Here is a 25,449-nt window from a genome sequence, read left to right as displayed (position 1 = left end):
ACTAACTATTTAATACATAACCATTTTTTACGATAGATATACTGAAGATAGAGAAGAAATAGGCCGCCAATGGGCAGAAAAACATGGCATGACACTCATCCCACCTTTCGATCATCCACATATTATTGCCGGTCAAGGCACAGCCGCCAAAGAGCTGTTTGAAGAAGTCGGCGAGCTGGATGCTCTATTTATACCTCTCGGTGGCGGCGGTTTATTGTCAGGGTCAGCACTGTCTGCCGCTCACTTGTCGCCAACATGCCGAGTTTTTGGTGTAGAGCCAGCAGCCGGTAATGATGGTCAACAATCTTTTAAGAAGGGTGAAATCGTCCGTATCGATACCCCAAAAACTATTGCAGATGGCGCACAAACACAGCATTTAGGGCTACACACGTTTACCATCATTCGCCATCTGGTCGAAGACATTTTGACAGCTTCGGATGATGAATTGATTGATGCCATGTATTTTTTGGCGGAAAGAATGAAAACCGTTGTCGAGCCTACTGGCTGTTTAGGTTTCGCTGCTGCAAAAGCGATACGGGAACAATTGAAAGGGCAACGTATCGGGATTATTTTAAGTGGCGGAAATATCGACATGAAACAATATGCTCAATTATTGACCAATAAGAGCTAATTAACGGTTCTTGATCATCTATTAAAATACCCGATTAGCATTAGAAAAACATGGAGCTTGTCATTAAAATGATTCAATTAACGAAGATAATGGCAGCTCCTAGTTAAGTTACCTCAATATTGATAGACGATTCCACCAAATAGTACTTATAGCTACTGTTTCAATACCTTATTCAGGATATAACGTTTATGCCAAATATTTTGGCCTAAAATCGCATGGTAATATCAGTTGATAAAGTATCAAATCAATGGTAATCATAGTTTTCGCCACCTCTTATAAAAAATATAAAATTATAGTCTCTAATCAAATTATGAAACTTTCAGGAAACAACAAATATTAAATTAATTTAATGTCAATAGTAAATATTATGTTTAAAAGAGGTAAGAATATGAATAAAAATATTATTATTGTTTATGGACATTCAAATTATCTAAAAACCTATTTAATGAAAATGAATAACTCCAGCATTAGCGATATTTATATAACTATGGATGATTTATTCTGTAGCTTAAAAATACTAATAGGAGGAGGTGGTAACCATATTGAGAAGATTAATGATTTTTTACAAAACAATAGCCAAACTGATTTTCTTTTAAAAAAGAACCACAATAGCCACATTAGTTATTTTTATGAATTAACGCAAAGAGGATTCACTGGCTCACAACGAAAATCACAAAAAGAACTAGAATATTTTTTAAAAAAAATAAAATTGAATATAAGCAGGGTTAAAGTAGAGTATCTATTGAATAGCTTTAGTGTTTTTTTAAGAGAAAATACAAATCAACTTTCAGTCAGTGCCACTTTAAATAGGCGAAGAGAAAATGAAAGTAAAACAGGAAATCACAAAGAATATAAAAATTACAAAGCTGGGTTTCTGGCAAAAAATGCACTTAATAATGCAGATAGAAATAATAATATTTTCAAAGAAAAAATGAACAATCAATATAATATAGGACCAGAAACCATAGACATATTTAAAGAAAATAAAATTAGAGACAAATTTAATTCCAGTGACTATTCCAATCGTTCAGGCAATAGTTTTATTAAGCATTCTTTCTATGGTAACTATAAGATTGAAAATAGAGAATATACTTCCAATGCCTTTAATTCATTTCTCGAAAGTGATAAGAAAGGATTTGAAAACCTCGTAGATTTTATAAATGATGCAGATGAAAGAGGTAATCGTTATTATACTAGAAAAGTCACTGAAGAAGATAAGGAAATGTTCGCTCACAGTGATTTAATTGCGAATTGTTTTGCAAAATCTTTTATACGAAAATTAAGTAAGGCATCAATTGATTGGGCCGAACAAGAAGCAGAAAACGCAAACTCCCCCATAAAAAAAATTATATTTTACATACAGGGTTATTCGCCCTTTACCTATGAAGACACAAATAATGAAAAAACCAATAATTCGGGTAATAAAAAAATAGACAATATGAATACAAAAAACTTTCATCATAAATGGCGAAATAGTAATTATGTAAACATTGGCTCCAATGAAAGAAATTTCCCAATCACTTATTCAGAACTTAAATATGCCATAGAATTAATGGAGAGGAAAAAAAACCACCATATCGAATTGGTTCCTGTAGATATATTTGCTAAAGCACAACACATTTTTGATGATTTTTAATAACCATTTTTAATAACCAAGCATCACCGTCCCCTATATTCAATAGCTTTCAAGCTGTAGCGTAGCCAACAAAGCTACAGCTTGAAAGATGGAAGGGATATTGCGTTGCTTAAAACATTATATTGTTCATGAACTTTATCCATTAATTCTGGCTGATTTAAGATTTATTCAGATACGGGCATTGACATAGGAGCGTCAACAGCCCGATGGAGAGGATATTCCGTAGTTTAAAAAGCGAATGGATCCCGCAGGAAGGTTATGAAGACATGCTATCGGCGATAAAAGATATTACGAAATGGATGATCTATTACAATTGGCGACGTCCCCATAGCCATAATGATAGAATGCCCCCTGCTATCTATGGGGCTCAAATAAAAAAGGCTAAAAGTGTCCTGAATTTCTTGACCACAACATGGTATTCCGGCAGGTACAGGATGTTGTCGCGGGGCTTATGTTGTGAACACATCGCGACAGCATGATTGGAGTGTCATAGATTCGTTAGCACACAATCGTGCAGTGAACTTACCGTGAGCTGAAGTTCTTGCTGGCGATTTCGCCAATCTTCTTCACGTCCTCTCAAATAGGTCTCCCGCGCATCGGCTAAAACTGCGGCCTGTATGGCTGGAAGGCGAGCAGCAGCCCAATCGGCAGCAACATCCTTAGAGACAAACTCTCCAGTAACTAGTGTTCGCCACATACGCGCCAGTGTTAGCAGAACATTACGTTCATCTCCCTGTAGCGTCTCAATTAAATCCAGCAGGACATCTTTAATAGCCCGGCGAATGTCCGATCTTGGAATAGCTGGTAGAAGACTGCTTGCGTTCGGGCCGACCAGAGGTATCGCTTCCTGTCGTGATTGAGCCAACACCAAGGTAAGTTCTGGATCACAAACAGGCTTGGGAATTTCTCCCACCTCATATTCGTGACGCAGCCACTCGCCGTAAATGAATTCGCTCCGGGCAGGATAAAATGATACATCGAGATCGGCGCGCAAGAAAACAATCAATTCAACAGGGCGACGTCCATCAGGATCAGTAGGATGTCGGCCCGATATCATCATTAAATCGGCAGCAAGACATTCCCGAACCTCAGACGTCATCGGCTGGTCAATGACCACGAGCAAATCTACGTCGCTGCGGGGGCGAAGACCACCAACCACAGCCGAACCATGAAGGTAGACAGCTACCAGCGATTCCGCTAATCGCTTCTGGACGATCAACAACGCCTTATCTGCTTCGGAAGGAATAGTCACTAAACAGCTCCTCTTGGATATAGCTAGAATGATGTTTCTGAGGATTTTATCTCCTCATGCAGCTCCGTCAACCAGATTTCCCTAATACCCTAAATTTCAAGCTGCAAAGCAACGGCGGCAACACAATGAAAATCATAATTTTTAATCTCCTGCTTTTTTTAATCTCCTGCTTTCTCCTGTTTCAATCTCCGCCATAACGTCGTGCGGCTAACCCCCAGATATTCTGCGGCCGCTCGTCGATTACCTGAAAATCGCGCCACAATATCATGCGCTGAAAGAATCTCTTTAAGAGGAATAGGCGACTCAATTTGATCTATTTTCATCCTGTTATTTATACCACTGATATCAATCTGACGCTCAGGTGAGAGTGATAATATCAATTCAGGCGTCAAAGCCTGTTCAGAATGGGCACTCAAGTAAAGTGCCATTCGTTCCATCAAATTACGCAGTTCACGCACATTTCCCGGCCAATGATAGGATTGCAGTGCTTCGTGGCAAGCAGCAAACTCCCGTATCCTCGACGATGACACAGGTAAGTTAAGCGCCGCGAATGCCCGCTGTAGGTATTCTATCGCCAGTAAGCCAATATCGTTTCCCCTTTCCCGCAATGCTGGTACGTTAATCCGCAATACACTCAAGCGGTAGAACAAATCCGCCCGAAAACGCCCTTCACGCACCCACGTATCCAAATCACAATGAGTGGCACAGATAATCCGAACATCAACGGCAATCGGGCGATATCCCCCCACCCTGACGACAGACTTTTCCTCCAATACCCTTAATAGCCGTGTTTGTAAGGGCAACGGCATTTCACCAATTTCATCCAGAAATAAGGTTCCTCTGTGCGCAACTTCAAACAATCCCGCACGACCGCCGCGGCGGGAACCTGTGAAAGCGCCTTCTTCATAACCAAACAATTCTGCTTCCAGCAAAGACTCCGCAATGGCACCACAGTTAACAGCCACAAACGGTCGTGGATGTTTGCCTGCTAACGGCCCATAACGCAAAGCATATTCGTGATGGATGGCCTGAGCCACCAGCTCCTTTCCTGTACCACTTTCTCCCTGAATCAAAACTGTGGCCGTCGAGCGGGAATACAGCATAATCGTATTGCGCACATGTTCCACCGCAGCAGAATTTCCCCTAATATCACTGATCGTATGACGAGTGCGTAGCTTATCTTCCGTCGGATAAGGCGAAATCACTGCCTGATTGAGTTTGGTTATTCTGGCCATCTCCAACGCATCCTGAAATGCCTGCCGGATGGAATCCGCAGAATAGATAAAAACACCCACCAGCTCCGCTTCATAAGCAAGATCGGTAATCAGCCCCGCACCAACAATGACTTTGATCCCCATCGCTTTCAAAGCATTTACCTGCGCTCTGGCGTCTTCTTTCGTCACATAGCTACGTTGTTCGATGCGCAAATTGAAACTCTGTTGAAACTCTTCCACTACAGGCAGGGTATTCTGGTAAGTAATGACACCAATTCGGGAACTGATTTGCCGGGCACGAGCCAATGCCTGCATAAAATCAAATCCGCTGGCTTTGGCAATAATCACAGGTACGGATAAGCGGCTTTTCAAATATGCACCATTAGAACCCGCACAAATCACGGCATCGCAGTGTTCTGTTTCCAGGCGTTTGCGAATATGTTGAACAGCATGTTCAAACCCCAACTGAATCGGAGTGATATCAGCTTGGTGATCAAATTCTGGTGTAATATCACGGAAAAGATCGAAAAGTCTGGAAACAGAGACTGTCCAGATCACCGGTTTATTGTTATCACGTTCCCCTGTGTGTGCTGACGTCATATCTCTCCCTCCCCTCTTTCTTTTTCAATAATTTCACCTAAATGTTTCACTATTCATATTTGAAACAATAATGAAACATAATGGATTCAATATGAAACAAGTATACATTATAACCAATAAATGCACAGTCATCATACAATCAAGCCAAATTATTCTATCTATTTAATTTAAAACAAAAAATAATAATACTATTGTAGTAACCCCTCACTTCCTCTCTGCTTTTCAATCTTTGGCATAAACCTTGCCTATATAACAACAGAATACAAATTGGTTTCATTTCAGTAACAATGAGGTTATATATGGCATTTTATTCTTCAGGTTTGGCTTTTCGTCAAGCAATAGAAGCCGAATCTCCGTTACAAGTGGTCGGAACTATCAATGCAAACCATGCATTGCTGGCAAAACGAGCAGGCTACAAAGCCATTTATCTTTCAGGTGGTGGTGTTTCCGCCGGCTCGCTGGGTCTGCCAGATTTAGGCATCTCTACGCTGGATGATGTGTTGACTGATATCCGTCGCATCACAGATGTATGTGATTTACCACTGCTTGTGGATGCAGATATCGGCTTTGGTTCCTCAGCATTCAATGTTGCCCGCACCATTCGTTCTATTATTAAAGCAGGCGCTGCGGGTATCCATATTGAAGATCAGGTCAGTGCTAAACGTTGTGGTCATCGTCCAAATAAAGAAATTGTCTCCAAAGAGGAGATGGTAGACCGTATCAAAGCTGCCGTTGATGCCCGTACCGATGCAAATTTTGTCATTATGGCACGCACTGATGCGCTGGCGGTGGAAGGATTGGATGCCGCGCTTGACAGGGCCGCAGCTTATATTGAAGCGGGCGCGGATATGCTGTTCCCTGAAGCAATTACAGAACTGCATATGTATAAAGAATTCGCGTCCAGAACGCAGGTTCCCATTTTGGCGAATATTACCGAGTTCGGTGCTACTCCGCTCTTTACCATCGAAGAATTAAGACGCGTAGATGTCGCCATTGCCCTTTACCCACTATCGGCATTTCGGGCCATGAATAAAGCTGCCGAACAGGTCTATACCGCCCTGCGCCGTGATGGAACACAGAAAAATGTCATCGATATGATGCAAACCCGTAATGAACTTTATGAAAGCATCAACTACTACGCTTTTGAACGAAAACTGGATGCCCTGTTTTCCCAGAAAAACAGCAGAGGTGATACTCATGAGTAAACAAAATACGACAACGGGATCTCCTGAACCGACTCCATTCAAACCGAAAAAATCCGTTGCCCTGTCCGGCGTTACAGCAGGTAATACGGCGCTCTGTACAGTGGGTAAAAACGGCAGCGATTTACATTATCGTGGTTATGATATTCTCGATTTGGCCGCTCATTGTGAGTTTGAAGAAATAGCTTATTTGCTCATCCACGATAAACTTCCTTCCCAGGCAGAACTCGCGTCCTACAAAGCCAAATTGAAAGCCCTGCGTGGCCTGCCCAGTAGCGTTAAAGCCGCATTGGAAGCTCTGCCAGCAGTCGCACACCCAATGGATGTGATGCGCACAGGCGTTTCTGTTCTGGGCTGTACCCTGCCAGAAAGAGAAGATCACAATCTCACAGGAGCCCGCGATATCGCCGAGCGCTTGCTGGCGTCTCTCAGCTCAATACTACTTTATTGGTATCACTACAGCCATAATGGGCGCCGTATTGACGTTGAAACCGATGATGATTCCATTGGCGGGCACTTCCTCCATCTCCTGCATGGTCAAAAACCGCGTGCATCATGGGAAAAAGCGATGCATACCTCCCTGATCCTGTATGCCGAGCATGAATTTAATGCCTCTACCTTTACCAGCCGCGTGATTGCAGGCACAGGGTCAGATACTTATTCAGCCATTATCGGAGGTATCGGTGCCCTGCGTGGGCCAAAGCATGGTGGCGCCAATGAAGTTTCATTCGAAATCCAGCAGCGTTATGACACGCTAGATCAGGCCGAGGCTGATATTATCGCCCGTCTGGAACGCAAAGAAGTCATCATCGGTTTTGGCCATCCGGTTTATACCGTTTCCGATCCACGCCATAAAGTCATTAAAGAAATTTCCCTGCAACTATCCCAAGAAGCAGGTACCACCCAGATGTATGACATTGCGAATCGAATTGAGTCCGTGATGTGGGATAACAAGAAGATGTTCCCGAATCTCGATTGGTTCTCTGCGGTGTCCTATCACATGATGGGCGTTCCCACTGCTATGTTTACGCCGCTGTTTGTGATTGCCCGTACTTCTGGCTGGGCGGCCCACATTATTGAACAACGCATTGATAACAAAATTATCCGTCCTTCGGCTAACTATACCGGCCCTGAAAATTTGGCGTTTATACCGATTGATCAACGTAAATAGCTCAACGATTTAAGGATTAATTATGTCTACCTCTGTTGTTAACAACCGTCCTGATTACGATCAGGTGATTGTGGATATTGTGGATTATGTCATGGACTACACCATAACGTCCCCAATTGCTTACGCTACAGCCCACCACTGTCTTATAGATACCTTGGGTTGCGGATTGGAAGCGCTGGAATACCCCGCCTGCACAAAACTATTGGGGCCAATTGTACCGGGAACGATTGTGCCCAACGGTGCGCGCGTACCGGGAACCCAATTCCAGCTCGATCCCGTTCAGGCTGCGTTCAACATTGGTGCGATGATTCGCTGGCTGGATTTCAACGACACTTGGCTGGCGGCTGAATGGGGGCATCCGTCCGATAACCTTGGGGGCATACTTGCCACTGCCGATTGGCTGTCAAGAAATGCGGTTGCCCGTGGGGAAAAACCGTTAACTATGTGGAATGTACTGACCGCTATGATTAAGGCGCACGAAATTCAAGGCTGTCTGGCTTTGGAAAATGCCTTCAATAAAGTCGGCTTGGATCATGTGGTCTTGGTAAAAGTGGCTTCCACCGCAGTTGTCGCCCAAATGTTGGGTTTGGCACGTGAGGAAATATTAAGTGCGGTTTCACTGGCGTGGGTTGACGGTCAATCCCTGAGAACCTATCGCCATGCGCCCAACACCGGCTCTCGTAAATCTTGGGCAGCGGGGGATGCCACTTCTCGCGCTGTGCGTCTGGCGCTGATAGCGCAAAAAGGTGAGATGGGATATCCCTCCGTGTTAACAGCAAAAACATGGGGGTTTTATGATGCCCTATTCAATGGCCAGCCGTTTAAATTCCAGCGTCCTTATGGATCTTATGTGATGGAAAATGTGCTATTCAAAATCTCTTTTCCAGCAGAATTCCATTCACAAACGGCCGTAGAAGCGGCAGTGAGCCTACATCATCAACTGACAGAACACGGTAAGCGTGTCGAAGATATTGCCAAAATCACTATCCGCACCCATGAAGCCTGTATCAGGATTATCGATAAACAAGGCCCATTGAATAATCCGGCAGATAGAGATCACTGCATTCAATACATGGTTGCCATTCCACTGATTTTTGGCCGTCTGGCGGCTGCGGATTATGAGGATGGTATCGCTGCGGATCCACGCATTGATGTCTTGCGAGCAAAAATGGTTTGCGTCGAAGATCCCAATTTCACCCATGACTACCATGATCCGGGAAAACGTTCTATTGCCAACGCGCTGACTCTGGTATTTACCGATGGTACTCAGCTTGATGAAGTAAAAGTTGAATTCCCGATTGGGCATGCCCGCCGCCGCAAAGATGGCATTCCTTTGTTAGAGGAAAAATTCAAAACCAATCTGGCACGTCAATTTCCTGAAGATCAACAACAAAAAATTCTGGCGCGCTCTCTTAATCTTGCTTTTTTGAGAGACACTCCTGTAAACGAATACCTCGATTTGTACGTTATATAATCTATATATACCTAACAGCTTTCGGCGGCTCTGACTCTAAGAGCCACCTCTCATCTGCATAGCGCCAGGAGAGATTATGCCATTCCAAGATTTCTATCAGCATTCGATTGATGATCCCAATGCCTTTTGGGCAGAGCAGGCAAAGCGGATACACTGGCAGCAACCTTTTGAATCAGCGCTGGATCACAGCAATCCCCCCTTTACCCGCTGGTTCTGCGGAGGAAAAACCAATCTCTGCTACAACGCATTGGATCGCTGGCTGGAAAGCCAACCCGATGCCAAGGCGCTGATTGCTATTTCAACTGAAACCGATAGTGAAAGAGTATTCACCTACAAAGAATTGCATCAAGAAGTGAACCGAGCTGCCGCCATAATGCTCTCACTCGGCGTAAAAAAAGGCGATCGTGTCGTCGTTTATATGCCAATGGTGGCCGAAGCCCTGTTTATTTTACTGGCCTGCGCCCGTATCGGTGCGATCCATTCGGTAGTATTTGGCGGCTTTGCTTCCCATAGTCTTGCCACCCGACTGGATAACGCCGAACCGGTTCTGGTCGTCTCTGCGGATGCTGGTTCACGCGGAGGTAAAATCATGCCCTACAAACCATTGCTGGATGAAGCCATTGAGTTGGCAAGCCACACCCCACGCCATGTTTTAATGGTGAATCGAGGGCTGGCTGACATCAATTGGGTGGAAGGTAGAGATGTAGATTTCGCCACATTACGACGGGCATATTTTGATGCAGAAGTTCCTGTCACATGGCTTGAATCCAATGAAACGTCCTGTGTGCTTTATACATCGGGCACAACAGGAACGCCAAAAGGCGTCCAACGAGATGTCGGCGGTTATGCCGTGGCGCTGGCGACTTCAATGGACGTTATTTTTGGCGGTAAGGCGGGTGGCGTGTTCTTCTGCACCTCAGATATCGGCTGGGTTGTCGGACACTCTTATATTATCTACGCACCGCTGCTCGCCGGTATGGCAACCATCATGTATGAAGGGCTACCGATACGCCCAGATGCCAGTATTTGGTGGCAAATTATCGAAAAACATCGCGTCACAAGAATGTTTTCTGCCCCTACTGCCATTCGTGTCCTGAAAAAATATCCCACGGATTGCATTGCCAAATATGATATTTCATCGCTTGAGACACTCTATTTAGCAGGGGAACCTCTTGACGAACATACTGCCCGCTGGATTACCGAAACCATTAACGTGCCCGTGATTGATAATTACTGGCAAACTGAAACAGGTTGGCCAATTATGGCAATTGCACGGAGCTTGGACGATAGACCAGGCCGATTTGGCAGCACGGGGTTCCCGATGTACGGCTTTAACGTCAAGCTGATCAACGAACTGACCGGTCAGGAGTGTAGCGATAACGAAAAAGGCATGCTCGTCATCAAAGGCCCTCTGCCCCCCGGCTGTATCCAGACCATCTATGGCGACGATACCCGTTTTATTAATACTTACTGGAGGCACTTTGACCAACAAGTATACTCGACATTTGACTGGGGAATTCGTGACAGTGACGGTTACTACTTTATTCTGGGACGTTCAGATGATGTGATTAATGTTTCAGGCCATCGTTTGGGAACGCGAGAAATCGAAGAGTGCATCGCCAGCCATGAAGATGTGGCTGAAGTCGCGGTGATTGGTATCAAAGATGAGGTGAAGGGACAGGCGGCAGTTGCTTTTACCGTTCTCAAGGAAGGACGGGAAATCCAGAGTGCTGACCATTTTGCTGAATTGGAAACAGCACTGATGGTATTAGTGGATAAAAAAATCGGCAGCGTTGGTCGTCCGGCACGCGTCTATTTTGTGACTCAATTACCCAAAACTCGCTCAGGAAAAATGCTGCGCCGCACTATGCAGGCCATTTGTGAAGGGCGTGAGCCAAGCGATATTGCTCTGATTGAGAACCCTGCTTCACTGGCAATCATTCGGGACGCTGTTTTTCATTAGAAATAACCAGATGAAGGATTATCTCAATGATAACGACTGATATTTGGTATGGCCTTTGTTGATGAATGGATCATTTATGCGGTATGGGCCATACCAAGTATTCTGGCAAACAGGAATAGTTCCCCATGCTAATGCGCTTTTGGATAACTTCCCCCTGTTCGATAGCATTATCACCATCATCTTCTGTAAATGAAGACAATATTCCCCACTCATTGTTAAGTTCATAACGGTAATTCAGGATTGCGTCTTTTAATGCTTTTTCATCTTGTGGTTTGATATGTGCATATCCCAAAGAAATAGTTTTAGATTCTGCCTGTGCCAATGAGCAAAATAACAGACCTGTGGTCAAGGCTGATACCACGATTGATTTTTTCATTCAACTATCCATTGTTTATATTGTCTTTACAAACGCTCATTATACTAAAGGAAAAATAATTCAAAGATGGGATAATCTGAAAGAAATCAATAATATTCTTAAGATTAGATTAGTGAATTAGTTACTCATAGCACCCCACCCAACGTCTTTTGAAACCTGATATCACACTATTTTTATGTGATATCCTTTCGTTTAACTAGCATTTAATGGCGTAGGGTTACTATGCAGCTGTACTACATTTTCCCAGCTACTTTTACCCATTTCTGCTCCGTTCCTACACGGAGCTTTTTTTTGTCTACATTTCCCGTCAATTCTTTTGTTTATTGATTTTTAAAGATTTTAAAGTGAAATGATAATTATGTTCGATTACATAGCTGTCAACATGACTTGGCGAAATGCTAACAGCTATTGGGTATATTACATATGACTCATGAAATAACGATATAGGCGAGCCGCTCTTTCTGGTGGTAATTCAAGAATTTTTTATTCACATAAATATAAATTTCACAGATTTTAACTTTATCAGTACTGGAATTTTCAGGAGATTCTAACAAGACAATATCATCACCATATTTCTGAGCCAGATCAGCCATAACTGTCTCTATATCTTGTTTGACCCGCTCTCTGTCTTCTACTGAAGATTGGTGTTTTTTCTGTCCATAAGAAGCAATAAGCATCTCTTTATCGGTTGCTATCCGTTGTATATACAATTCTTTTGGAAATGATTTTGATATTTTTACTACATCAGAAAAAGTTTGATTCATCTCCGGAAAAATAAACAAAAAACCAAATTTTTAGTGAAATTATTTTCACATGAATTTAAATAAACATCTGACTTATAAGTTATAAAAATAATATAATAACGTATTTAATTATCCACAAAATACACGATTTAAATCAGGGCACACAAAGCACCCTGTATTTTATAAGACATCACACAATGCAGATTAATGCGTTACTTTCGGTTCTTTTACTGAGGCCTCTACCCATTCCATCATCGCCGGAAGTTTCAACATGCGATCAATCCACCCCTGGCTGATAACAGAAAGTTTCAATCCATAGGTTTGAGCGCGGAAAGCCACTGGGGCATAAAATGCATCGACTGCCGTGAATTTATCTCCCGCCAACCATTTGCCACCAAATTTAGTTAGCCCTTCTGTCCAAAGAGCATCAATTCGGTCAATATCACGCTGCAATTCAGGCGTTATTTCATCCAATTCAATTCGAATGGAACAATTCATCGCGCAAACTTGACGTAATGTAGCAAAACTGGAGTGCATTTCCGCCGCCGCACTTCTCGCCCATGCTTTAGCCGTTTTATCTAATGGCCAGACCTGAGCATGATCCTCAGCAATATATTCTGCAATCGCCAACGAATCCCAAACAGTAATTTCCCCATCAATCAGGCAAGGAACCCGTCCCGTAGGGGAAAATGCCTTAAATTTCTCATGGCTGCTTTTGCCATTTTCAAAATAACTAAGCTGCTCGTTAAAAGGAATATCCAACGCCTTGAGCAAAATCCACGGGCGCAATGACCAGGAAGAGTAATTTTTATTGGCTATCCACAATGTATACATCTTCTTTCTCGCTATAGTGATTGAAATGATGTGACTGCATAAAAAATATTACAATACCTCATAATAAAGAGAAAGAGATAGACAATAAAATTTATATTTTCATGATAAAATAATAAATTACTCATCTCTTTATCATGGTTATTTCTTAAATCATTAACATCAATGAATATTAAATATTAAGAAGATACAGCCAATAACAATAAAACCAAAAAAAGTTTAATTTCCAAATAAAATAAAGTACAAGTAATTTGATATAAGAAAATAACCAGAAAGAATATAAACAAAAACAAGAGCCAGATTTATTTTATTTAAAAGATTGTGACTCTATTTTATTATTGATAAATTTTGACATTCTTAAACAAATTATTTGCTTAAGATTTGCAGAAATCAAATTGCATTTTTATCTACTATAATATCCAAACTTTCTCATTAATGTTTATGGCACTTTTAGATGATAGTACGCTTTAGGTGATCAAAAATAAGGAAACAGTATGCTGTTAAAAAATACTTCCACACGCTTTGGTCATATTTCTGTGTTAATCCATTGGTTAGTCGCCCTGGCTGTTTACGGGATATTTGCTCTTGGATTATGGATGGTGACATTAAGCTATTACGATACTTGGTATCATCGCGCACCGGAACTTCATAAGAGTATCGGTATATTTATCTTCATGGTCATGGTTATTCGTGTCATATGGCGGTTTATCTCTCCACCACCAAAACCGCTGGCAAGCTATAGCCTCTTTACACGCATCAGTTCAAAACTGGCACATTTCACGCTTTATGTCGTTCTGTTTGGCATTTTAGCCAGCGGATACCTGATTTCTACCGCAGATGGTGAATCTATCAGCGTTTTTGGGTGGTTTGAACTCCCCGCAACGCTGACAGGGCAAGGAATACAGGCCGATACTGCCGGCGTTATCCATCTTTATCTTGCTTGGATTGTTGTAGTGCTCTCCCTGCTGCATGGGCTTGCAGCGTTAAAGCATCACTTTATTGACCGCGATACCACCCTAAAAAGAATGTTTGGTTTCAATTCCGATATAAAATAATTTCTGGAGAATTGCTCTATGTTTAAAAAGACTGTGTTTAACAATAGATTGTTTAAAAAAACGTTAATCGGCCTGACAGCAGGTGTTTTATTGATGGGTACCAGCTCTGCAATGGCGGCTAACTATAAAATCGATATTGCCGGCCAACACGCCTTTATTGAATTTCGCATCCAACATTTGGGTATGAGCTGGCTTTACGGTAACTTCAGAAAATTTGACGGTAAATTTACGTTCGACGCACAAAATCCCGCTACAGATAAAATCAATGTCATTATTAAAACAGATAGTGTCGATACTAACCATGCTGAACGTGATAAGCATCTGCGTGGCCCTGATTTTTTGAACACAGCAAAACATCCAGAAGCTAAATTCACTTCAACCGAGGTCAAAAAAACAGGGGAGAATTACACCATCATCGGCGATCTGACATTAAATGGCGTCACCAAGCCCGTGACACTGAACGCCAAATTGATGGGAGAAGGTAAAGATCCGTGGGGTGGATATCGTGCGGGCTTTGAAGCCAATGGAAAAATCAAGTTGAAGGATTTTAGTATTAAAGGCGATTTGGGGCCAAAATCTCAGGAAGTCGAACTGATCATCACCGTTGAAGGTGTAAGGGAAAAAGCCTAATCATAATAGAACGCGGCAGTAAAACCATGCCGCGTTCTATTTTTATCTTTATTTTATAACTGATATATCCCGATTATCTGCGCCCCATTCAGGAACACGTCATGCCGGCTGTGCAATCAGTTTATTAACATGGCATGCTATCGATTCCAAAGCATTATGGGCATCATAATCAGCCTTAATGATCTGTGCCTGCTGACGCCATATCGGGGAGGATAATATCCTTGTTACCGCCTGATATAATTGCTGTTCACTCGGTGTATCAGTATGCAGGCTGATGCCACAACGTGACCAGATAACGCGAGCAACCGCTTCCAATTTACCATCTCCGGTTCCCGCAACCACCAGCGGTACACCGTGACGAATAGCTGAATTCAGTGAACCATAGCCGCCATTGGTAATAAAAATTGATGCGCGGGGAAGCCAGTGTTCAAAATTGAGATACTCCACCATTCTGGCATTTTCTGGGATTTTTTCTCCAAGAACATCAACAGAACGGCCGCCCGTAATCGCCAAGACTCGAACAGGCAAAGTTGCCAAAGCGCGCAAAGTAGGCAATAGCAATTGGTTAAAATCAATATTTGCCAGTGTTCCCTGAGTGACCAAGACCAACGGCAAACTTTCATCCGGCCAATTTATCTGGGTCTTGTCATCCTCTACTTTCACACCCAACGATCCGATAAACTCCACCGTCTCTGGCAAATCATCACGCGTAAATTCAAATGACTGCGTTGCCAATTGCAGGAAACGATCAACTTGGCTCATCAGAACACCATTGTGATCTCCCGTCAGTGGCGGACAATCCACCACAGCCAGTGCCTGATTGAATGCTGCCCTGACCTGTTCGATCAATAGATGCGTTTCCTCATCCACTAATTGCTCACGTGTTAAATCAGCAGGTAACAATTCAGGTGGAATACGAGGCCCCCAGAATATGGTATCTCTTGATGACCATGACAGCGGTGTAACGCCAATGGCAATCACTGGAACACGCTCTCCAACCGGTTTCTGCAATAACGGCAACGCCGCATAAAATGTATTGTCGATAATCAAGAGATCGGCTTGACTTTCTTCCAGCACTTGCATCAATTGGCCTGACAACACAGGGATAGGGGCGGCAAAAAACTGCCTTACCGCCAGTGCCATCTGAGCATTACCCGGTGGAAGTTCTCCCCGCTCCGGAAAATATTTTTCCAGATAACGATAGTCAACATCCACTTGCTTATCGAAGGGAACAAAACTGGCTCCCAACGCTTCCGTCTGCTGTTGAAAAAGAGAGCCACTGAATATCGTCACATCATGTCCCTGTCCTATTAAATGCTCCGCAATAGTAAATATTGGAAAAACATGACCGGGAGTTGCAACAGCAGCTAAAACAATACGAGACATTAATCAAGCCTCCTTCAAGGCACCTTCTACTGAAGCAGTATCGGGAACGGAAATAGTGTGAAAGCTGTGATTTTCACACACAGGCAGGCCATGGATATGTACCCGCTGAATATGGCGAGGAGAACGGGAAATAAAAGCTTCACGCCCATGTAATAAAGTGAAGTTATCGCAAATCGCGATGTCACCAGACTGCCATTGATGAGCGTAGAAATAACGCGGATCATACAATCGGTTATACAGTACTTCCTCAAATGTTTTTTGCTCTTCCTGCGGCACTCCATCTATCTTCAAAGAGTGATGGTCGGCATACTTCACATCTTCTTTTCCCATCGGCTCATTGTAACGCATCACCCATTTTTTACCGTCGGGATGGAGACAAACCAACGGGGAAACCACTTCTCCGCCATAATGTGTTACTCGGCTTGTGCGGTAGGTAATTGTGGTATTTTTCCATGTATTACGTTCATCAGCACTGGCTTCACCAATTAATTTTTCAGTGTTGACAAACGTAGTACGTCCTCCTTGAGCAGCTTCAGGGGCAGAAACACAGTGAAATATCTGAAATTCAGGGATCGTCTCTCTATACATTCCATCCCAGTGCAACGGCAAATTGCCACTGTCCAGCACATGGTCAGACGGATCGGGGTGCTCCATGACATCCAATACAGCACCAAATGGCCACATCATGATTTCTCCCCAGCGGTTGGAATATTCCGTCAATTTCTCTTTATCTGTAAAACCGGAGTGAAAGCCACGTAATACAACCAGCAGATGAGTACGAGCCAATTCACGCAAGGCATCAACTGACAGTGTGGTAATATCCTGATCAGGGTAATTAGGAGTAATAAGCACCCCAAAAGGTTTCACCAATTCAATATGGCAATCAAGTTCACATGTATTCATGATTTTGTCTCTCAAAAATGCGGTATACCAATTGGTTACTCTGCTTGTGCTGTCGCCGTCTGGGATTCTGTCTGCGGGTTTTCTTCAGATAGCGTTTCAATCAAGTAATGACTTGGAATACCCCGAATTTCAATCAGCTTTCCCTTCATCTTTTTCACTTCATCACCTTTCATCAACACAAACTGACCGTTAATGTTGGCAGCCACACCATGCCACGGCGTCAACCAATCATCCCGAGTCGGCATCATATGAATACCAATTTTGATAGCGTCCACGGGCTGAGGATGAATAGAAAGGCGGATCGCCAATGGAAACTGCTCTGCCAGCAGATTACCCCACGCCCAGCTACGTTGGATAACGCCAACAGAGCGCTGACGCGCATCTTTTTGCAGCGCATTTTTCGAACCTGTGTATTCTGGCAATAAACTATCTTCATAAAGAAAACGCGTAATTGCCCGGTATAACTGTACCCCTTCTTCGCTTTCTTTGAGCGTCTCCTTAATTTCCTCTGTTGAAGAGGCATAACGACTCACCAACAATTCACGCAGTTGATCATAATTATTGGTATATTGCGTGAGTGACTCAACATTACCGAGATTAAAAACCGAAAGATGAGTTGCACCCAATTCATGCAACAGTTTTTCAATTTCCAATTGATAATGGGTGATCGTATTATCATCGACGTGAATAAGATCACTGAATACATGTCCATCGGAACAAATAACAATATTAGCCCCAGGAGGATAATAAAGCTGAATACGCTGACAAAGAGAATTCAGAAAAATCAGCGATAGTTTTTCCGCCATATCAGGTATCTTACCCAATACTTTGCGAGGATTTGGTGATTTTGTCGGAAACGCCGGTAAAATACATTCAATGGGCTTTCCTTGTTCCACAAACGCACGAATACGTGGAAGCTGAACCTCAGAAACCCTCTGTTCTTCATATTGAAGGGTATGTCCAGACTCTGGAAAACGACGCCGATACTGTAATAACTCATGCAGAATCTTGTTAGACACTTTTTCTATGTCGATACGTTCCATAATTCTTTCCTAATTTATTACATTCACAGTACTACCAGTTAATTTAAATTGGTAGGATGTAAAGATTACTGTACATTAACTGTCAGCTCACATGCTTTTTTAATAAATACAAGTAAAGTCTTGAAATAAAATTCATAGAATAAAAAGTTATAATATATAAAAAACCAGAAGATCAATACACTGAGGTTCTTTATCTTACTTTATTAGACGTTCTATACCCACACAATAATTACTCACATAAATATATAACATTATAGTTTTACAAAACAATTAAAAATTTTAATAAAATAATTCAATTTTTTTGACCTTATAATATAACCTCAACAAAAATCAAAATTTTCAGTACAAATGGCTTCCTAAAGCAACATTATTTAGATACCCAATATTATTTAGACATCTAATATTATTTGTTACGAGAATAAAAAATAACGTATAACGAATTTAAAAATAAACTCACAAAAAGCATAACCACTGCACCATATACACAGAATTAACCCATAAAATAACACTGAATTATTATCACTAGAGAAATTAATTATGGTGAATGGCACGGGTTGAGTTTCAGGCACTAGTATTACTATCTTCCTTGCTGTTAACAAAGAAAACCGTTACTCATTAGTGAAGCAATCGGCTAATCCTTCGACAAAGTGGCAAAAAGATACCGATAGTAATTACTGGATGGAATCAGAAGAAGCTCATGATTATGGGATTATCGGGCAGATCATCAGTCATTGGAATGAGCTGGAGGTGTCTGAGCCAGGGCTACCGGCTTTCTTAGAAAGAGTAAGGCGGTCTTATCCAAAACCAACAATAACCGCCTGTGTTTCTGAACATTTATTCTGGAGCCTTAAGTATTTTCGTTTTATCTAACGTCCATACAAAATCCTGCTCTACGACAGGTTCAAAACCAAGTTTCTTATAAAGCCAACCTGCTGTAGAAGTGACCAACGTTACATGTTGCACATAAGGAATAATTGGGTGCTGTAAAATACTTTCTACCAGCCAGCGCCCTAATCCTTTCTTCTGATACTCATCAATAATAAATACATCTGAAATATACGCAAACATTGCAAAATCAGTTATTAACCTTGCAAAACCAATTTCTTTATCTCGATGAAATAATGCAAAACATAAACTATTTTCTATCGCGGTTTCGACTCTTTCAAACTCAATACCACGCGCCCAAAACAATTGCGTTAACTCACTATGTACGAAATGAATATTAATTTTGCTTTTATCCGTTGTAATCCAATATTCGCCTTGTTCCCATGTTATATTTTTCTCCATCATTTTTCCTTTTAAGAAAAGATTGAACTGTGAATAAAATCTACCATAAACAGGGATAAAAAAAAGCCATGTTATAGCATGGCTTGTCAAAATGAGAGAATATTAGTTGATGAGTGAATCATCTCTCTGTAATAGCGTCCGGTATATCAACCCACCGATAGCACCACCAATTAATGGAATCAGCCAAAATACCCAAAGTTGCTGCAATGCCCAGGTTCCTTGGAAAATAGCAACTGCTGTACTTCTTGCCGGGTTAACAGATGTATTTGTCACAGGAATACTGATTAAATGAATAAGTGTCAATGCTAAACCAATTGCTAATGGCGCGAATCCTGCTGGCGCATTTTTGTCTGTTGATCCAAGAATTACGATCAAGAAAAATGCTGTTAATACTAACTCAATAATAATTGCAGCTTGTAATGAAAAACCACCAGGAGAATGGTCACCGTAACCATTAGATGCAAAACCACTCGCTGTTGCATCAAAACCACTTTTACCGCTGGCGATAAGATAAAGCACCGCCGCCGCTGCAATTCCTCCAATCACTTGGGCAATGATATAAGGAATCACATCTTTTGCAGAAATACGCCCTCCCGCAAATAATCCCAATGTTACCGCTGGGTTAAAATGCCCTCCTGAAATATGCCCCACGGCATACGCCATCGTCAACACAGTTAAACCAAAAGCCAGAGATACGCCCACAAAACCAATCCCCAGCTGAGGAAATGCCGCAGCTAAAACAGCACTACCACATCCACCAAACACCAACCAAAAAGTACCAAAAAACTCTGCCGATAATTTTTTAAACATTCTACGATTCCTCGATGATATTTGCATGAATGCAAAAGAATCCCAAAACAGTTTAGTTAATATTTTTAAATATGGGCAAGGAATCACAGACAGAAAATAAAGGAGCGACAAACATCATTAACGTAGATTCAAGAATCAGTTCATTATGAACTGTTTTATTGTTAACTTGATGATAAATAGTATGGAGAAAACATTTTTGACTGTTAAAGGTCAATTAATCTGAAAAACGAAGTACCAATAGTCATAAACCCAACAACCTGAGTTTAATATAACGAAAACTCAGGTTGTTGACTTACCTAATCAATAGATTATTTTATTACTGCCGTCTTGACTTCATCTGATGCCTGCCAAATACGATATTTTACTGTCATCGATTTTGGCGTATATACTACAATAGGTAATTTGCTGTTATAACGTATAAACGCATCTTTACCTAACTGAACCTGAACAAAACGCACTGTTTTTTCTTGATCTTGACATGCCATTTTTGTTGAAGCTGGGCCAGTGACGTTATTTAGTACATAATAATCAAATCCCCACCCTTGCAGCGTTTTAGTCTTCAGCTGACCACCAAACCAGTGGTGGTTACAATCCACTTTCATATCCTTGCCAATCATCAACTCAACCCTGTAGTTGTTTTCCTGTTCTTGCTGAGGAAGCTCAATCACACTACGAACCATTCCCTCAGAAGCAGCAGGATAAGGTGCTACATCTTCAAGTTTTTTATCAGCGAAAACAGAAGTCGATACCATCAAAGCAGCTAAAGGGAATAGATATTTTTTCATATATCACCTCTGGATGTATTCGAAAAGGAAACTGGATCATAACAACAAAAAGACTAAGGTAAATTATGTTTTTTTGGCAAGGTACTGATTTTTACTACTATTAGGTAAAGAGGAAATCTATTCATCTAAAATAAATGTTAACTTTTATTAATCATCAGTTAGGTGAACAGGTATTACCAGATCTTTTTTATGTGATATCTCTCAAATCTGATATTACAATGGGCTGCTACACTTATAAGGTGTGGTAGTAAATTTCGTATAGGAGGTCTCATGTTTCCAGAATATCGTGATTTAGTATCCAATCTGAAAGAATCTCACCCTCGCTTCCAATCCTTGTTTGATAAACATAACCGACTTAACCACGAGATAATCCAACTTGAAGGCCCAAATGGAACTGGCTACAGCGATAAAGTTGTACGTCTGAAAAAAGAAAAACTACACATCAAAGATGAAATGCAAAGGATTTTACAGGCAGAATCTCAGAAGTAACCCTGCCAATGGTTTTAACGCCTGCTTTGTTAACAAGTGGGCGTCATATTAAGTTCTCAATTAGAGAACCCCTCCAATTCAAAATCCATAAAAAAGCCACCATAACGGTGGCAAAAACTGGAGCAATGGTTTTATCGTTATTTATGTTTTTTACATTGATTACTGCGCGGCAGCCGTTTTCTGGCGAGGTTGTCTCTTGGTTTTTGCCCTTGGATGCGGCGTGGCATTCTCGACTTCACCTGGCTTAGAAATGAAACGTACAAAGGTTTCATGGCTGACGAACGTTGCTCCACAATTGATGTTCTGACATTGGTTATAGCGCTCCTTTGTTTGGCTTGAATGCTCGAAGCTGCTACGAGTATGCGCTGACTGACTACACAGAGGACACTTAATCATATTGTTCACCTTTCTTGAAATAACATCGAAATAACACTATCTCGTCTGGTGAACAATATACCAAAGATCTCACATCAAGATCAAACACTCATTTAAACTTCATCGATTTTTATTTCGAGATCTAATGATGTCGTAAAACCACTGTCATTGAGCATGTGTGTTACTTTGACCAGCGTCCAATGTGTCCCATCAATTTCCTGCTTGAATCCCTCCAACTGAATAGGCGTTTCTGGGTAAATGTCAGCACGTCCCATCGCCAACGTGATAGAAAACTGTGCTGCTCCTCTCTGCATTTTCTCCCAGGCTGCTTTAGCGGCACGTTCTGCACTTTCCTTGTTAGCATAAATGCGCGAAAGGGTCAGAATATTCTCTTGGGTTCCCACCAAATAGCTTGCAGATTCTTGCTTCACCGTTGTTGTTTGATGATGTTCAGTCGTCGACTCACTCCTCTCCTCATGAGATATGCTTCCCTCAATATCGAGACTTGTTTCTCTGTCGGTTCTCTTTTCTACATCAATACTTCCGTTACCTCTGTTTTTTCCTTTGTGTTCATTTTTAATATAAGTCGGTTTTTCTCTACCTTTAGCTTTGTGGTTTTTCTTCGCCGAATTGACTTTGTCAGGCTTAGTTAGACTCACTTTGCCAGACTTAGCAAGATTGACATCACCAAATGATTTGCGTTTAAGATCTTTTCCATTTTTAGAGGATTGAGGTTCTTTTTTTTTGGAAGAACTGTCCTCTTTTTGGGAGGGTCTGTTGTCTTTTTGAGAAGCACCCTTGTCAGATGATTTATTCTCGCTGCTTTCATATTTAATGTGAATTTCGGCTTTTCCGTCCTTTGATTCTATTCGCCTCAATTTAACCGTCTGCTTAGTGGCTGTACGTGTATCCAGCCACTGGACATCGACACCAGTATAGGCTTCACGATCGGACAGAGAAAACCGATGACTGTCCCCTGAGTTACGAGTAATCAGTACAAGTGGAATATCCTGACCACTCGCCGTTTTATTCTGTCCTTGGAGAATAAACAGCAATTCTCCATTTTTGACCGAGGCAATCGCCCCCTCCTGCTTTGCCACTCGTGTCAAAAAGCTCACGTCAGATTCATTAGTCTGATCGATATGCATGGAGATGCCTTTCAATTCCCCACTGATTTTAAATTTCAGTTGGTTTCTTGTGGCAATCGTACTCACAATGTTCTCTAACGTGTGTTTATGATAAGACTTTTCGCGTTTGACATTCAGATCACCACGAAAATCCGCGCTACGGGCACGAATAGTCAACCTGTCAGGTGCACCGACGTGTTCAATTTCATCAACGACAAATTTTCCCTTTGGCGTTAAGGGGTGACCATGCCACCCCAGTTCCAATGTGAGAATATCGCCGCGGGAAGGCAGCCTCAGCATGCCATCTACGTCATCAACCTCAATATCAAGCTGGTCTGATTCCAAGCCACGGTTATCCGTCAGCGTTAACGACATCAGACGCGACTGAATTCGCCCACTGATATCCTTATTGTTGATTTCCAGACGAAAAGCAGGCTTACTAGCTTTTCCGGTGACCAAATCAAATTGAGGAATCCAATCTGTATCCGGTATCCACTTTTCAGAATCGATCATGAGAATACTCCCTTGACTTTATCGACAACCTCATTGTTGAAATCAGAAATTTTCTTCGGCAAATTAGGCAACTCTTTCTTTATGTCAGAAAGTTGATCCTGCAAATCTCCCAACATTTCAAACAGATTGTTGTCAACACGCCGTAAGGTCAGCGTAAAGCTGATTTTTCTCGCTGCCCCACCAGACATAAATTCCGTTTTTGTTTCATCAATACTTTCGATAATGAACATTCCATAAATCGAACCACTTCCATCAATAAAAGACCATGCCTTACCGCTGTCTGCCATCAACTTCAACGCAGTCAGAGAAAGAGATCCCCCCGTCAATTCAGGGTAGAGTTCACCCGACAACGTTATCGTATCGTTATCTGATCCAACAAACTGCCATGCAGGCCGCGCTCCCACGCGGCTATTGAAGGCATGTCGCCAACTCTGTTTATATTGGAAAGTCTGATATGGTGTTGTTTTCAGCATAAAAACAAACAAACCAAGTGCGGCCATCATGAGAAGAATTCCTCCCTATCAGAATATGAGCTACGCATACGGGCTTGCTGCATACGTTCCCGTTGTTCCAGTTCCTGTCTGACCATACGGGCAATATCCTGCGCGGACTGTCCCTGAGATCCATAGACATAGATGTTATATTGCGGCGCACCACCATATTGCTGTGGTTGACTCCGCTCCCTCTTCGCCTGAACAGCTTCATAGGTGTGAGCAGGCAAACTTTGCGCATGCAGCGGTGCATCCTGCGCCGCAACAGGCAATGACATTGAGCTGACAGCAAGCCCCACAGCAGCAAGCTTCGCCGTGTTTTTCCGACTGGTAACATTCGCTGGGCCATTAATAAGTTCAGGGCCATATTCACCGGCAATACCTATTTTTCCTGCGGGAATAAAACCACCGTCATCATAAAGACCACTAACTTGCTTCGCTTTTTCAGCGGATTCACTTTGGGTTATTTCCTGAGAAGTTTTTACCGTAACTTCCTTTTTATCATCACCTGACCACCATGATTTAAATATGTCAGTAATGGAGGAAATCTTACCTTTCAAAGCCTCCCATTTTTCTTGAATGCCTGTTAACAGACTGTCAATCATTTCCGAACCCGCAGCTTTTAATTTTTCTGGAATAGCCTGAACATCAGCAACAATCTCATTCCATTTATCTGAAATTGATTTTTTGACGTTTTCCCAGATTTCCAGTGTATTCTGTTTAACCGATTCCCAAGTTTCACTTATTTTAGCTTTAATCGATTCCCAAGCTTCTGAAGCACTTTGTTTAATTGTTTCCCAGTTTTGGTAGATAATGCCGATTAACCCACCATTCATGAAATAACTTTTAATACCTTCCCATGCTGCACTGATTCCGTCTTTAATCCCTTGCCATGCATTGCTACAGAAATTTTTGATGTTTTCCCACAAAGCGGCAAATTTTGGCCCCAATGATTCCCAATTCTGCCAAATATAAATAGCAGCCATTGCGATAACACCGATAATGGCAAGAATTGGGTTTGCCATCATAGCCCGGCCAATAAACAACATGGCTTTACCTAATACACTGAAAGCATTACTTAAAAAAGATAATCCTTTTACGCCAACGCTGGCCAGAATATTTATTCCGCTACCCAAAACGCCAAAAACTTTTTGACCAATATTTCCCAATATCCCCAAGCCCTTTCTTTGCGTTGCAAAAGTATCTTTACCTCCTTTGCTAGATAGCAAATCAGCACCTTCATTCATTGAGCCAAAAACCTTCGTTCCGGTTTTACCAAAAAATTCCATGGTGGCTCGTAGCGCTTCCAAAGCCTCAGCTCCTAATTGCGCAAATACCTTCAAACCAGCTTTTAAGTTTTCCAGAGCCTGAATGCCCACTTCCGCAAATCTATTCATATTGGCTCTTAAATCTTCCAGAGCCTGAGCGCCAACCTGAGTGAATACATCTAAAGGAGCTGTTA

23 protein-coding genes and 3 pseudogenes are annotated in these 25,449 nt (G+C 42.0%); 11 read left to right on the top strand and 15 right to left on the bottom strand.

The features are described 5' to 3' along the window. Window positions 1–22 precede the first annotated feature (22 nt). The 3 genes and pseudogenes from H8A87_RS15705 to H8A87_RS19995 form a co-directional block, all read left to right on the top strand. Window positions 23–631 (top strand): annotated as a pseudogene (locus H8A87_RS15705) (pyridoxal-phosphate dependent enzyme); the annotation flags it as partial. A gap of 388 nt (window positions 632–1,019) precedes the next feature. After that, entirely contained in the window at window positions 1,020–2,267 is a 1,248-nt protein-coding gene (locus H8A87_RS15700) for a hypothetical protein (protein ID WP_198690871.1), read from the top strand. A 197-nt stretch (window positions 2,268–2,464) separates the two neighbouring features. After that, a pseudogene (locus H8A87_RS19995) lies at window positions 2,465–2,623 on the top strand (integrase core domain-containing protein); the annotation flags it as partial. A 131-nt stretch (window positions 2,624–2,754) separates the two neighbouring features. Here H8A87_RS19995 and H8A87_RS15690 read toward each other — a convergent pair. Further along, the gene (locus tag H8A87_RS15690; RefSeq protein ID WP_198690869.1) at window positions 2,755–3,519 is read right to left on the bottom strand and encodes an aminoglycoside adenylyltransferase family protein; all 765 of its coding nucleotides are present in this window, start codon (window positions 3,517–3,519) and stop codon (window positions 2,755–2,757) included. Window positions 3,520–3,677: 158 nt separating this feature from the next. After that, entirely contained in the window at window positions 3,678–5,333 is a 1,656-nt protein-coding gene (prpR, locus tag H8A87_RS15685) for a propionate catabolism operon regulatory protein PrpR (RefSeq protein ID WP_198690868.1), read from the bottom strand. Window positions 5,334–5,632: 299 nt separating this feature from the next. Here prpR and prpB point away from each other — a divergent pair, with 299 nt between their 5' ends. The 4 genes from prpB to H8A87_RS15665 all read left to right on the top strand — a co-directional run bounded on the left by prpB (window position 5,633) and on the right by H8A87_RS15665 (window position 11,143). Further along, complete coding sequence (prpB, locus tag H8A87_RS15680) at window positions 5,633–6,538, top strand: methylisocitrate lyase (RefSeq protein WP_198690867.1); 906 nt, start codon at window positions 5,633–5,635, stop codon at window positions 6,536–6,538. After that, a complete protein-coding gene (prpC, locus tag H8A87_RS15675) occupies window positions 6,531–7,706 on the top strand; it encodes a bifunctional 2-methylcitrate synthase/citrate synthase (protein ID WP_198690866.1) in 1,176 nt (391 codons plus the stop codon). The genes prpB and prpC overlap by 8 nt, the downstream gene beginning before the upstream one ends. Window positions 7,707–7,728: 22 nt before the next feature. After that, a complete protein-coding gene (locus tag H8A87_RS15670) occupies window positions 7,729–9,180 on the top strand; it encodes a bifunctional 2-methylcitrate dehydratase/aconitate hydratase (protein ID WP_198690865.1) in 1,452 nt (483 codons plus the stop codon). A 76-nt stretch (window positions 9,181–9,256) separates the two neighbouring features. Then, window positions 9,257–11,143 (top strand): propionate--CoA ligase, encoded by a 1,887-nt coding sequence (locus H8A87_RS15665; protein WP_198690864.1) that lies wholly within the window; start codon window positions 9,257–9,259, stop codon window positions 11,141–11,143. A 70-nt stretch (window positions 11,144–11,213) separates the two neighbouring features. Here H8A87_RS15665 and H8A87_RS15660 read toward each other — a convergent pair whose 3' ends face one another. The 3 genes from H8A87_RS15660 to H8A87_RS15650 form a co-directional block, all read right to left on the bottom strand. After that, complete coding sequence (locus H8A87_RS15660; RefSeq protein WP_198690863.1) at window positions 11,214–11,519, bottom strand: porin family protein; 306 nt, start codon at window positions 11,517–11,519, stop codon at window positions 11,214–11,216. 428 nt (window positions 11,520–11,947) lie between these two features. Then, on the bottom strand, window positions 11,948–12,283 hold the full coding sequence (locus H8A87_RS15655; RefSeq protein ID WP_198690862.1) for a hypothetical protein: 336 nt from the start codon (window positions 12,281–12,283) through the stop codon (window positions 11,948–11,950). Between the two features lie 183 nt (window positions 12,284–12,466). Next, entirely contained in the window at window positions 12,467–13,096 is a 630-nt protein-coding gene (locus H8A87_RS15650; RefSeq protein WP_198690861.1) for a glutathione S-transferase family protein, read from the bottom strand. A 491-nt stretch (window positions 13,097–13,587) separates the two neighbouring features. Between H8A87_RS15650 and H8A87_RS15645 the strand changes: the two genes are divergently transcribed. Further along, window positions 13,588–14,148 (top strand): cytochrome b, encoded by a 561-nt coding sequence (locus H8A87_RS15645; protein WP_198690860.1) that lies wholly within the window; start codon window positions 13,588–13,590, stop codon window positions 14,146–14,148. Window positions 14,149–14,196: 48 nt separating this feature from the next. Continuing rightward, window positions 14,197–14,778, top strand: a complete 582-nt coding sequence (locus tag H8A87_RS15640) for a YceI family protein (protein WP_198690883.1) — start codon at window positions 14,197–14,199, stop codon at window positions 14,776–14,778. 99 nt (window positions 14,779–14,877) lie between these two features. On the opposite strand, the gene H8A87_RS15635 is transcribed toward H8A87_RS15640, so the two are convergent. Genes H8A87_RS15635 through pvcA form a run of 3 tightly spaced genes read right to left on the bottom strand, consistent with a single transcriptional unit; the run spans window position 14,878 to window position 18,110 of the window. Next, a complete protein-coding gene (locus H8A87_RS15635; RefSeq protein WP_198690859.1) occupies window positions 14,878–16,164 on the bottom strand; it encodes a glycosyltransferase in 1,287 nt (428 codons plus the stop codon). A gap of 3 nt (window positions 16,165–16,167) precedes the next feature. Then, window positions 16,168–17,067, bottom strand: a complete 900-nt coding sequence (gene pvcB, locus H8A87_RS15630; RefSeq protein WP_198690858.1) for a tyrosine isonitrile desaturase/decarboxylase — start codon at window positions 17,065–17,067, stop codon at window positions 16,168–16,170. 35 nt (window positions 17,068–17,102) lie between these two features. Then, the gene (pvcA, locus tag H8A87_RS15625) at window positions 17,103–18,110 is read right to left on the bottom strand and encodes an L-tyrosine isonitrile synthase (RefSeq protein ID WP_198690857.1); all 1,008 of its coding nucleotides are present in this window, start codon (window positions 18,108–18,110) and stop codon (window positions 17,103–17,105) included. A gap of 618 nt (window positions 18,111–18,728) precedes the next feature. Here pvcA and H8A87_RS20525 point away from each other — a divergent pair. Then, window positions 18,729–18,980, top strand: a complete 252-nt coding sequence (locus tag H8A87_RS20525) for an ATP-dependent Clp protease proteolytic subunit (protein WP_198690856.1) — start codon at window positions 18,729–18,731, stop codon at window positions 18,978–18,980. Here H8A87_RS20525 and H8A87_RS15615 read toward each other — a convergent pair. The 3 genes from H8A87_RS15615 to eco all read right to left on the bottom strand — a co-directional run bounded on the left by H8A87_RS15615 (window position 18,945) and on the right by eco (window position 20,992). Next, window positions 18,945–19,400 (bottom strand): GNAT family N-acetyltransferase, encoded by a 456-nt coding sequence (locus H8A87_RS15615; RefSeq protein WP_232370289.1) that lies wholly within the window; start codon window positions 19,398–19,400, stop codon window positions 18,945–18,947. The genes H8A87_RS20525 and H8A87_RS15615 overlap by 36 nt on opposite strands. A 99-nt stretch (window positions 19,401–19,499) precedes the next feature. After that, the gene (aqpZ, locus tag H8A87_RS15610; RefSeq protein ID WP_198690855.1) at window positions 19,500–20,207 is read right to left on the bottom strand and encodes an aquaporin Z; all 708 of its coding nucleotides are present in this window, start codon (window positions 20,205–20,207) and stop codon (window positions 19,500–19,502) included. 308 nt (window positions 20,208–20,515) lie between these two features. Next, the gene (gene eco, locus H8A87_RS15605; RefSeq protein WP_198690854.1) at window positions 20,516–20,992 is read right to left on the bottom strand and encodes a serine protease inhibitor ecotin; all 477 of its coding nucleotides are present in this window, start codon (window positions 20,990–20,992) and stop codon (window positions 20,516–20,518) included. 270 nt (window positions 20,993–21,262) lie between these two features. Here eco and H8A87_RS15600 point away from each other — a divergent pair, with 270 nt between their 5' ends. Then, window positions 21,263–21,481: a YdcH family protein gene (locus tag H8A87_RS15600; protein ID WP_198690853.1), complete on the top strand. Its 219-nt coding sequence runs from the start codon at window positions 21,263–21,265 to the stop codon at window positions 21,479–21,481. Between the two features lie 159 nt (window positions 21,482–21,640). Here the strand turns inward: H8A87_RS15600 and H8A87_RS15595 are convergent, their stop codons facing one another. The 4 genes and pseudogenes from H8A87_RS15595 to H8A87_RS19980 all read right to left on the bottom strand — a co-directional run. Continuing rightward, complete coding sequence (locus tag H8A87_RS15595) at window positions 21,641–21,877, bottom strand: ogr/Delta-like zinc finger family protein (RefSeq protein ID WP_198690852.1); 237 nt, start codon at window positions 21,875–21,877, stop codon at window positions 21,641–21,643. Between the two features lie 92 nt (window positions 21,878–21,969). Further along, on the bottom strand, window positions 21,970–23,496 hold the full coding sequence (locus H8A87_RS20340) for a phage late control D family protein (RefSeq protein ID WP_198690851.1): 1,527 nt from the start codon (window positions 23,494–23,496) through the stop codon (window positions 21,970–21,972). Then, complete coding sequence (locus H8A87_RS15585) at window positions 23,493–23,999, bottom strand: phage tail protein (protein WP_198690850.1); 507 nt, start codon at window positions 23,997–23,999, stop codon at window positions 23,493–23,495. The genes H8A87_RS20340 and H8A87_RS15585 overlap by 4 nt, the downstream gene beginning before the upstream one ends. Beyond that, window positions 23,996–25,449 (bottom strand): annotated as a pseudogene (locus H8A87_RS19980) (phage tail protein); the annotation flags it as partial. The pseudogene H8A87_RS19980 and the gene H8A87_RS15585, both read right to left, overlap by 4 nt.

The organism is Xenorhabdus lircayensis (assembly GCF_016306625.1).
Lineage (GTDB): Bacteria > Pseudomonadota > Gammaproteobacteria > Enterobacterales > Enterobacteriaceae > Xenorhabdus > Xenorhabdus lircayensis.
The sequence above is the reverse complement of the archived record's forward strand: the minus strand, read 5'-3'. Positions and strand labels throughout refer to the sequence as shown.

Bases quoted from the DNA above. Each gene is read 5' to 3' on its own strand.
- H8A87_RS15700 (WP_198690871.1), top strand. From the start codon at position 1,020: ATGAATAAAAATATTATTATTGTTTATGGACATTCAAATTATCTAAAA.
- prpR (WP_198690868.1), bottom strand. From the start codon at position 5,333: ATGACGTCAGCACACACAGGGGAACGTGATAACAATAAACCGGTGATC.
- prpB (WP_198690867.1), top strand. From the start codon at position 5,633: ATGGCATTTTATTCTTCAGGTTTGGCTTTTCGTCAAGCAATAGAAGCC.
- prpC (WP_198690866.1), top strand. From the start codon at position 6,531: ATGAGTAAACAAAATACGACAACGGGATCTCCTGAACCGACTCCATTC.
- H8A87_RS15670 (WP_198690865.1), top strand. From the start codon at position 7,729: ATGTCTACCTCTGTTGTTAACAACCGTCCTGATTACGATCAGGTGATT.
- H8A87_RS15665 (WP_198690864.1), top strand. From the start codon at position 9,257: ATGCCATTCCAAGATTTCTATCAGCATTCGATTGATGATCCCAATGCC.
- H8A87_RS15660 (WP_198690863.1), bottom strand. From the start codon at position 11,519: ATGAAAAAATCAATCGTGGTATCAGCCTTGACCACAGGTCTGTTATTT.
- H8A87_RS15655 (WP_198690862.1), bottom strand. From the start codon at position 12,283: ATGAATCAAACTTTTTCTGATGTAGTAAAAATATCAAAATCATTTCCA.
- H8A87_RS15650 (WP_198690861.1), bottom strand. From the start codon at position 13,096: ATGTATACATTGTGGATAGCCAATAAAAATTACTCTTCCTGGTCATTG.
- H8A87_RS15645 (WP_198690860.1), top strand. From the start codon at position 13,588: ATGCTGTTAAAAAATACTTCCACACGCTTTGGTCATATTTCTGTGTTA.
- H8A87_RS15635 (WP_198690859.1), bottom strand. From the start codon at position 16,164: ATGTCTCGTATTGTTTTAGCTGCTGTTGCAACTCCCGGTCATGTTTTT.
- pvcB (WP_198690858.1), bottom strand. From the start codon at position 17,067: ATGAATACATGTGAACTTGATTGCCATATTGAATTGGTGAAACCTTTT.
- pvcA (WP_198690857.1), bottom strand. From the start codon at position 18,110: ATGGAACGTATCGACATAGAAAAAGTGTCTAACAAGATTCTGCATGAG.
- H8A87_RS15615 (WP_232370289.1), bottom strand. From the start codon at position 19,400: ATGATGGAGAAAAATATAACATGGGAACAAGGCGAATATTGGATTACA.
- aqpZ (WP_198690855.1), bottom strand. From the start codon at position 20,207: ATGTTTAAAAAATTATCGGCAGAGTTTTTTGGTACTTTTTGGTTGGTG.
- eco (WP_198690854.1), bottom strand. From the start codon at position 20,992: ATGAAAAAATATCTATTCCCTTTAGCTGCTTTGATGGTATCGACTTCT.
- H8A87_RS15600 (WP_198690853.1), top strand. From the start codon at position 21,263: ATGTTTCCAGAATATCGTGATTTAGTATCCAATCTGAAAGAATCTCAC.
- H8A87_RS15595 (WP_198690852.1), bottom strand. From the start codon at position 21,877: ATGATTAAGTGTCCTCTGTGTAGTCAGTCAGCGCATACTCGTAGCAGC.
- H8A87_RS20340 (WP_198690851.1), bottom strand. From the start codon at position 23,496: ATGATCGATTCTGAAAAGTGGATACCGGATACAGATTGGATTCCTCAA.
- H8A87_RS15585 (WP_198690850.1), bottom strand. From the start codon at position 23,999: ATGATGGCCGCACTTGGTTTGTTTGTTTTTATGCTGAAAACAACACCA.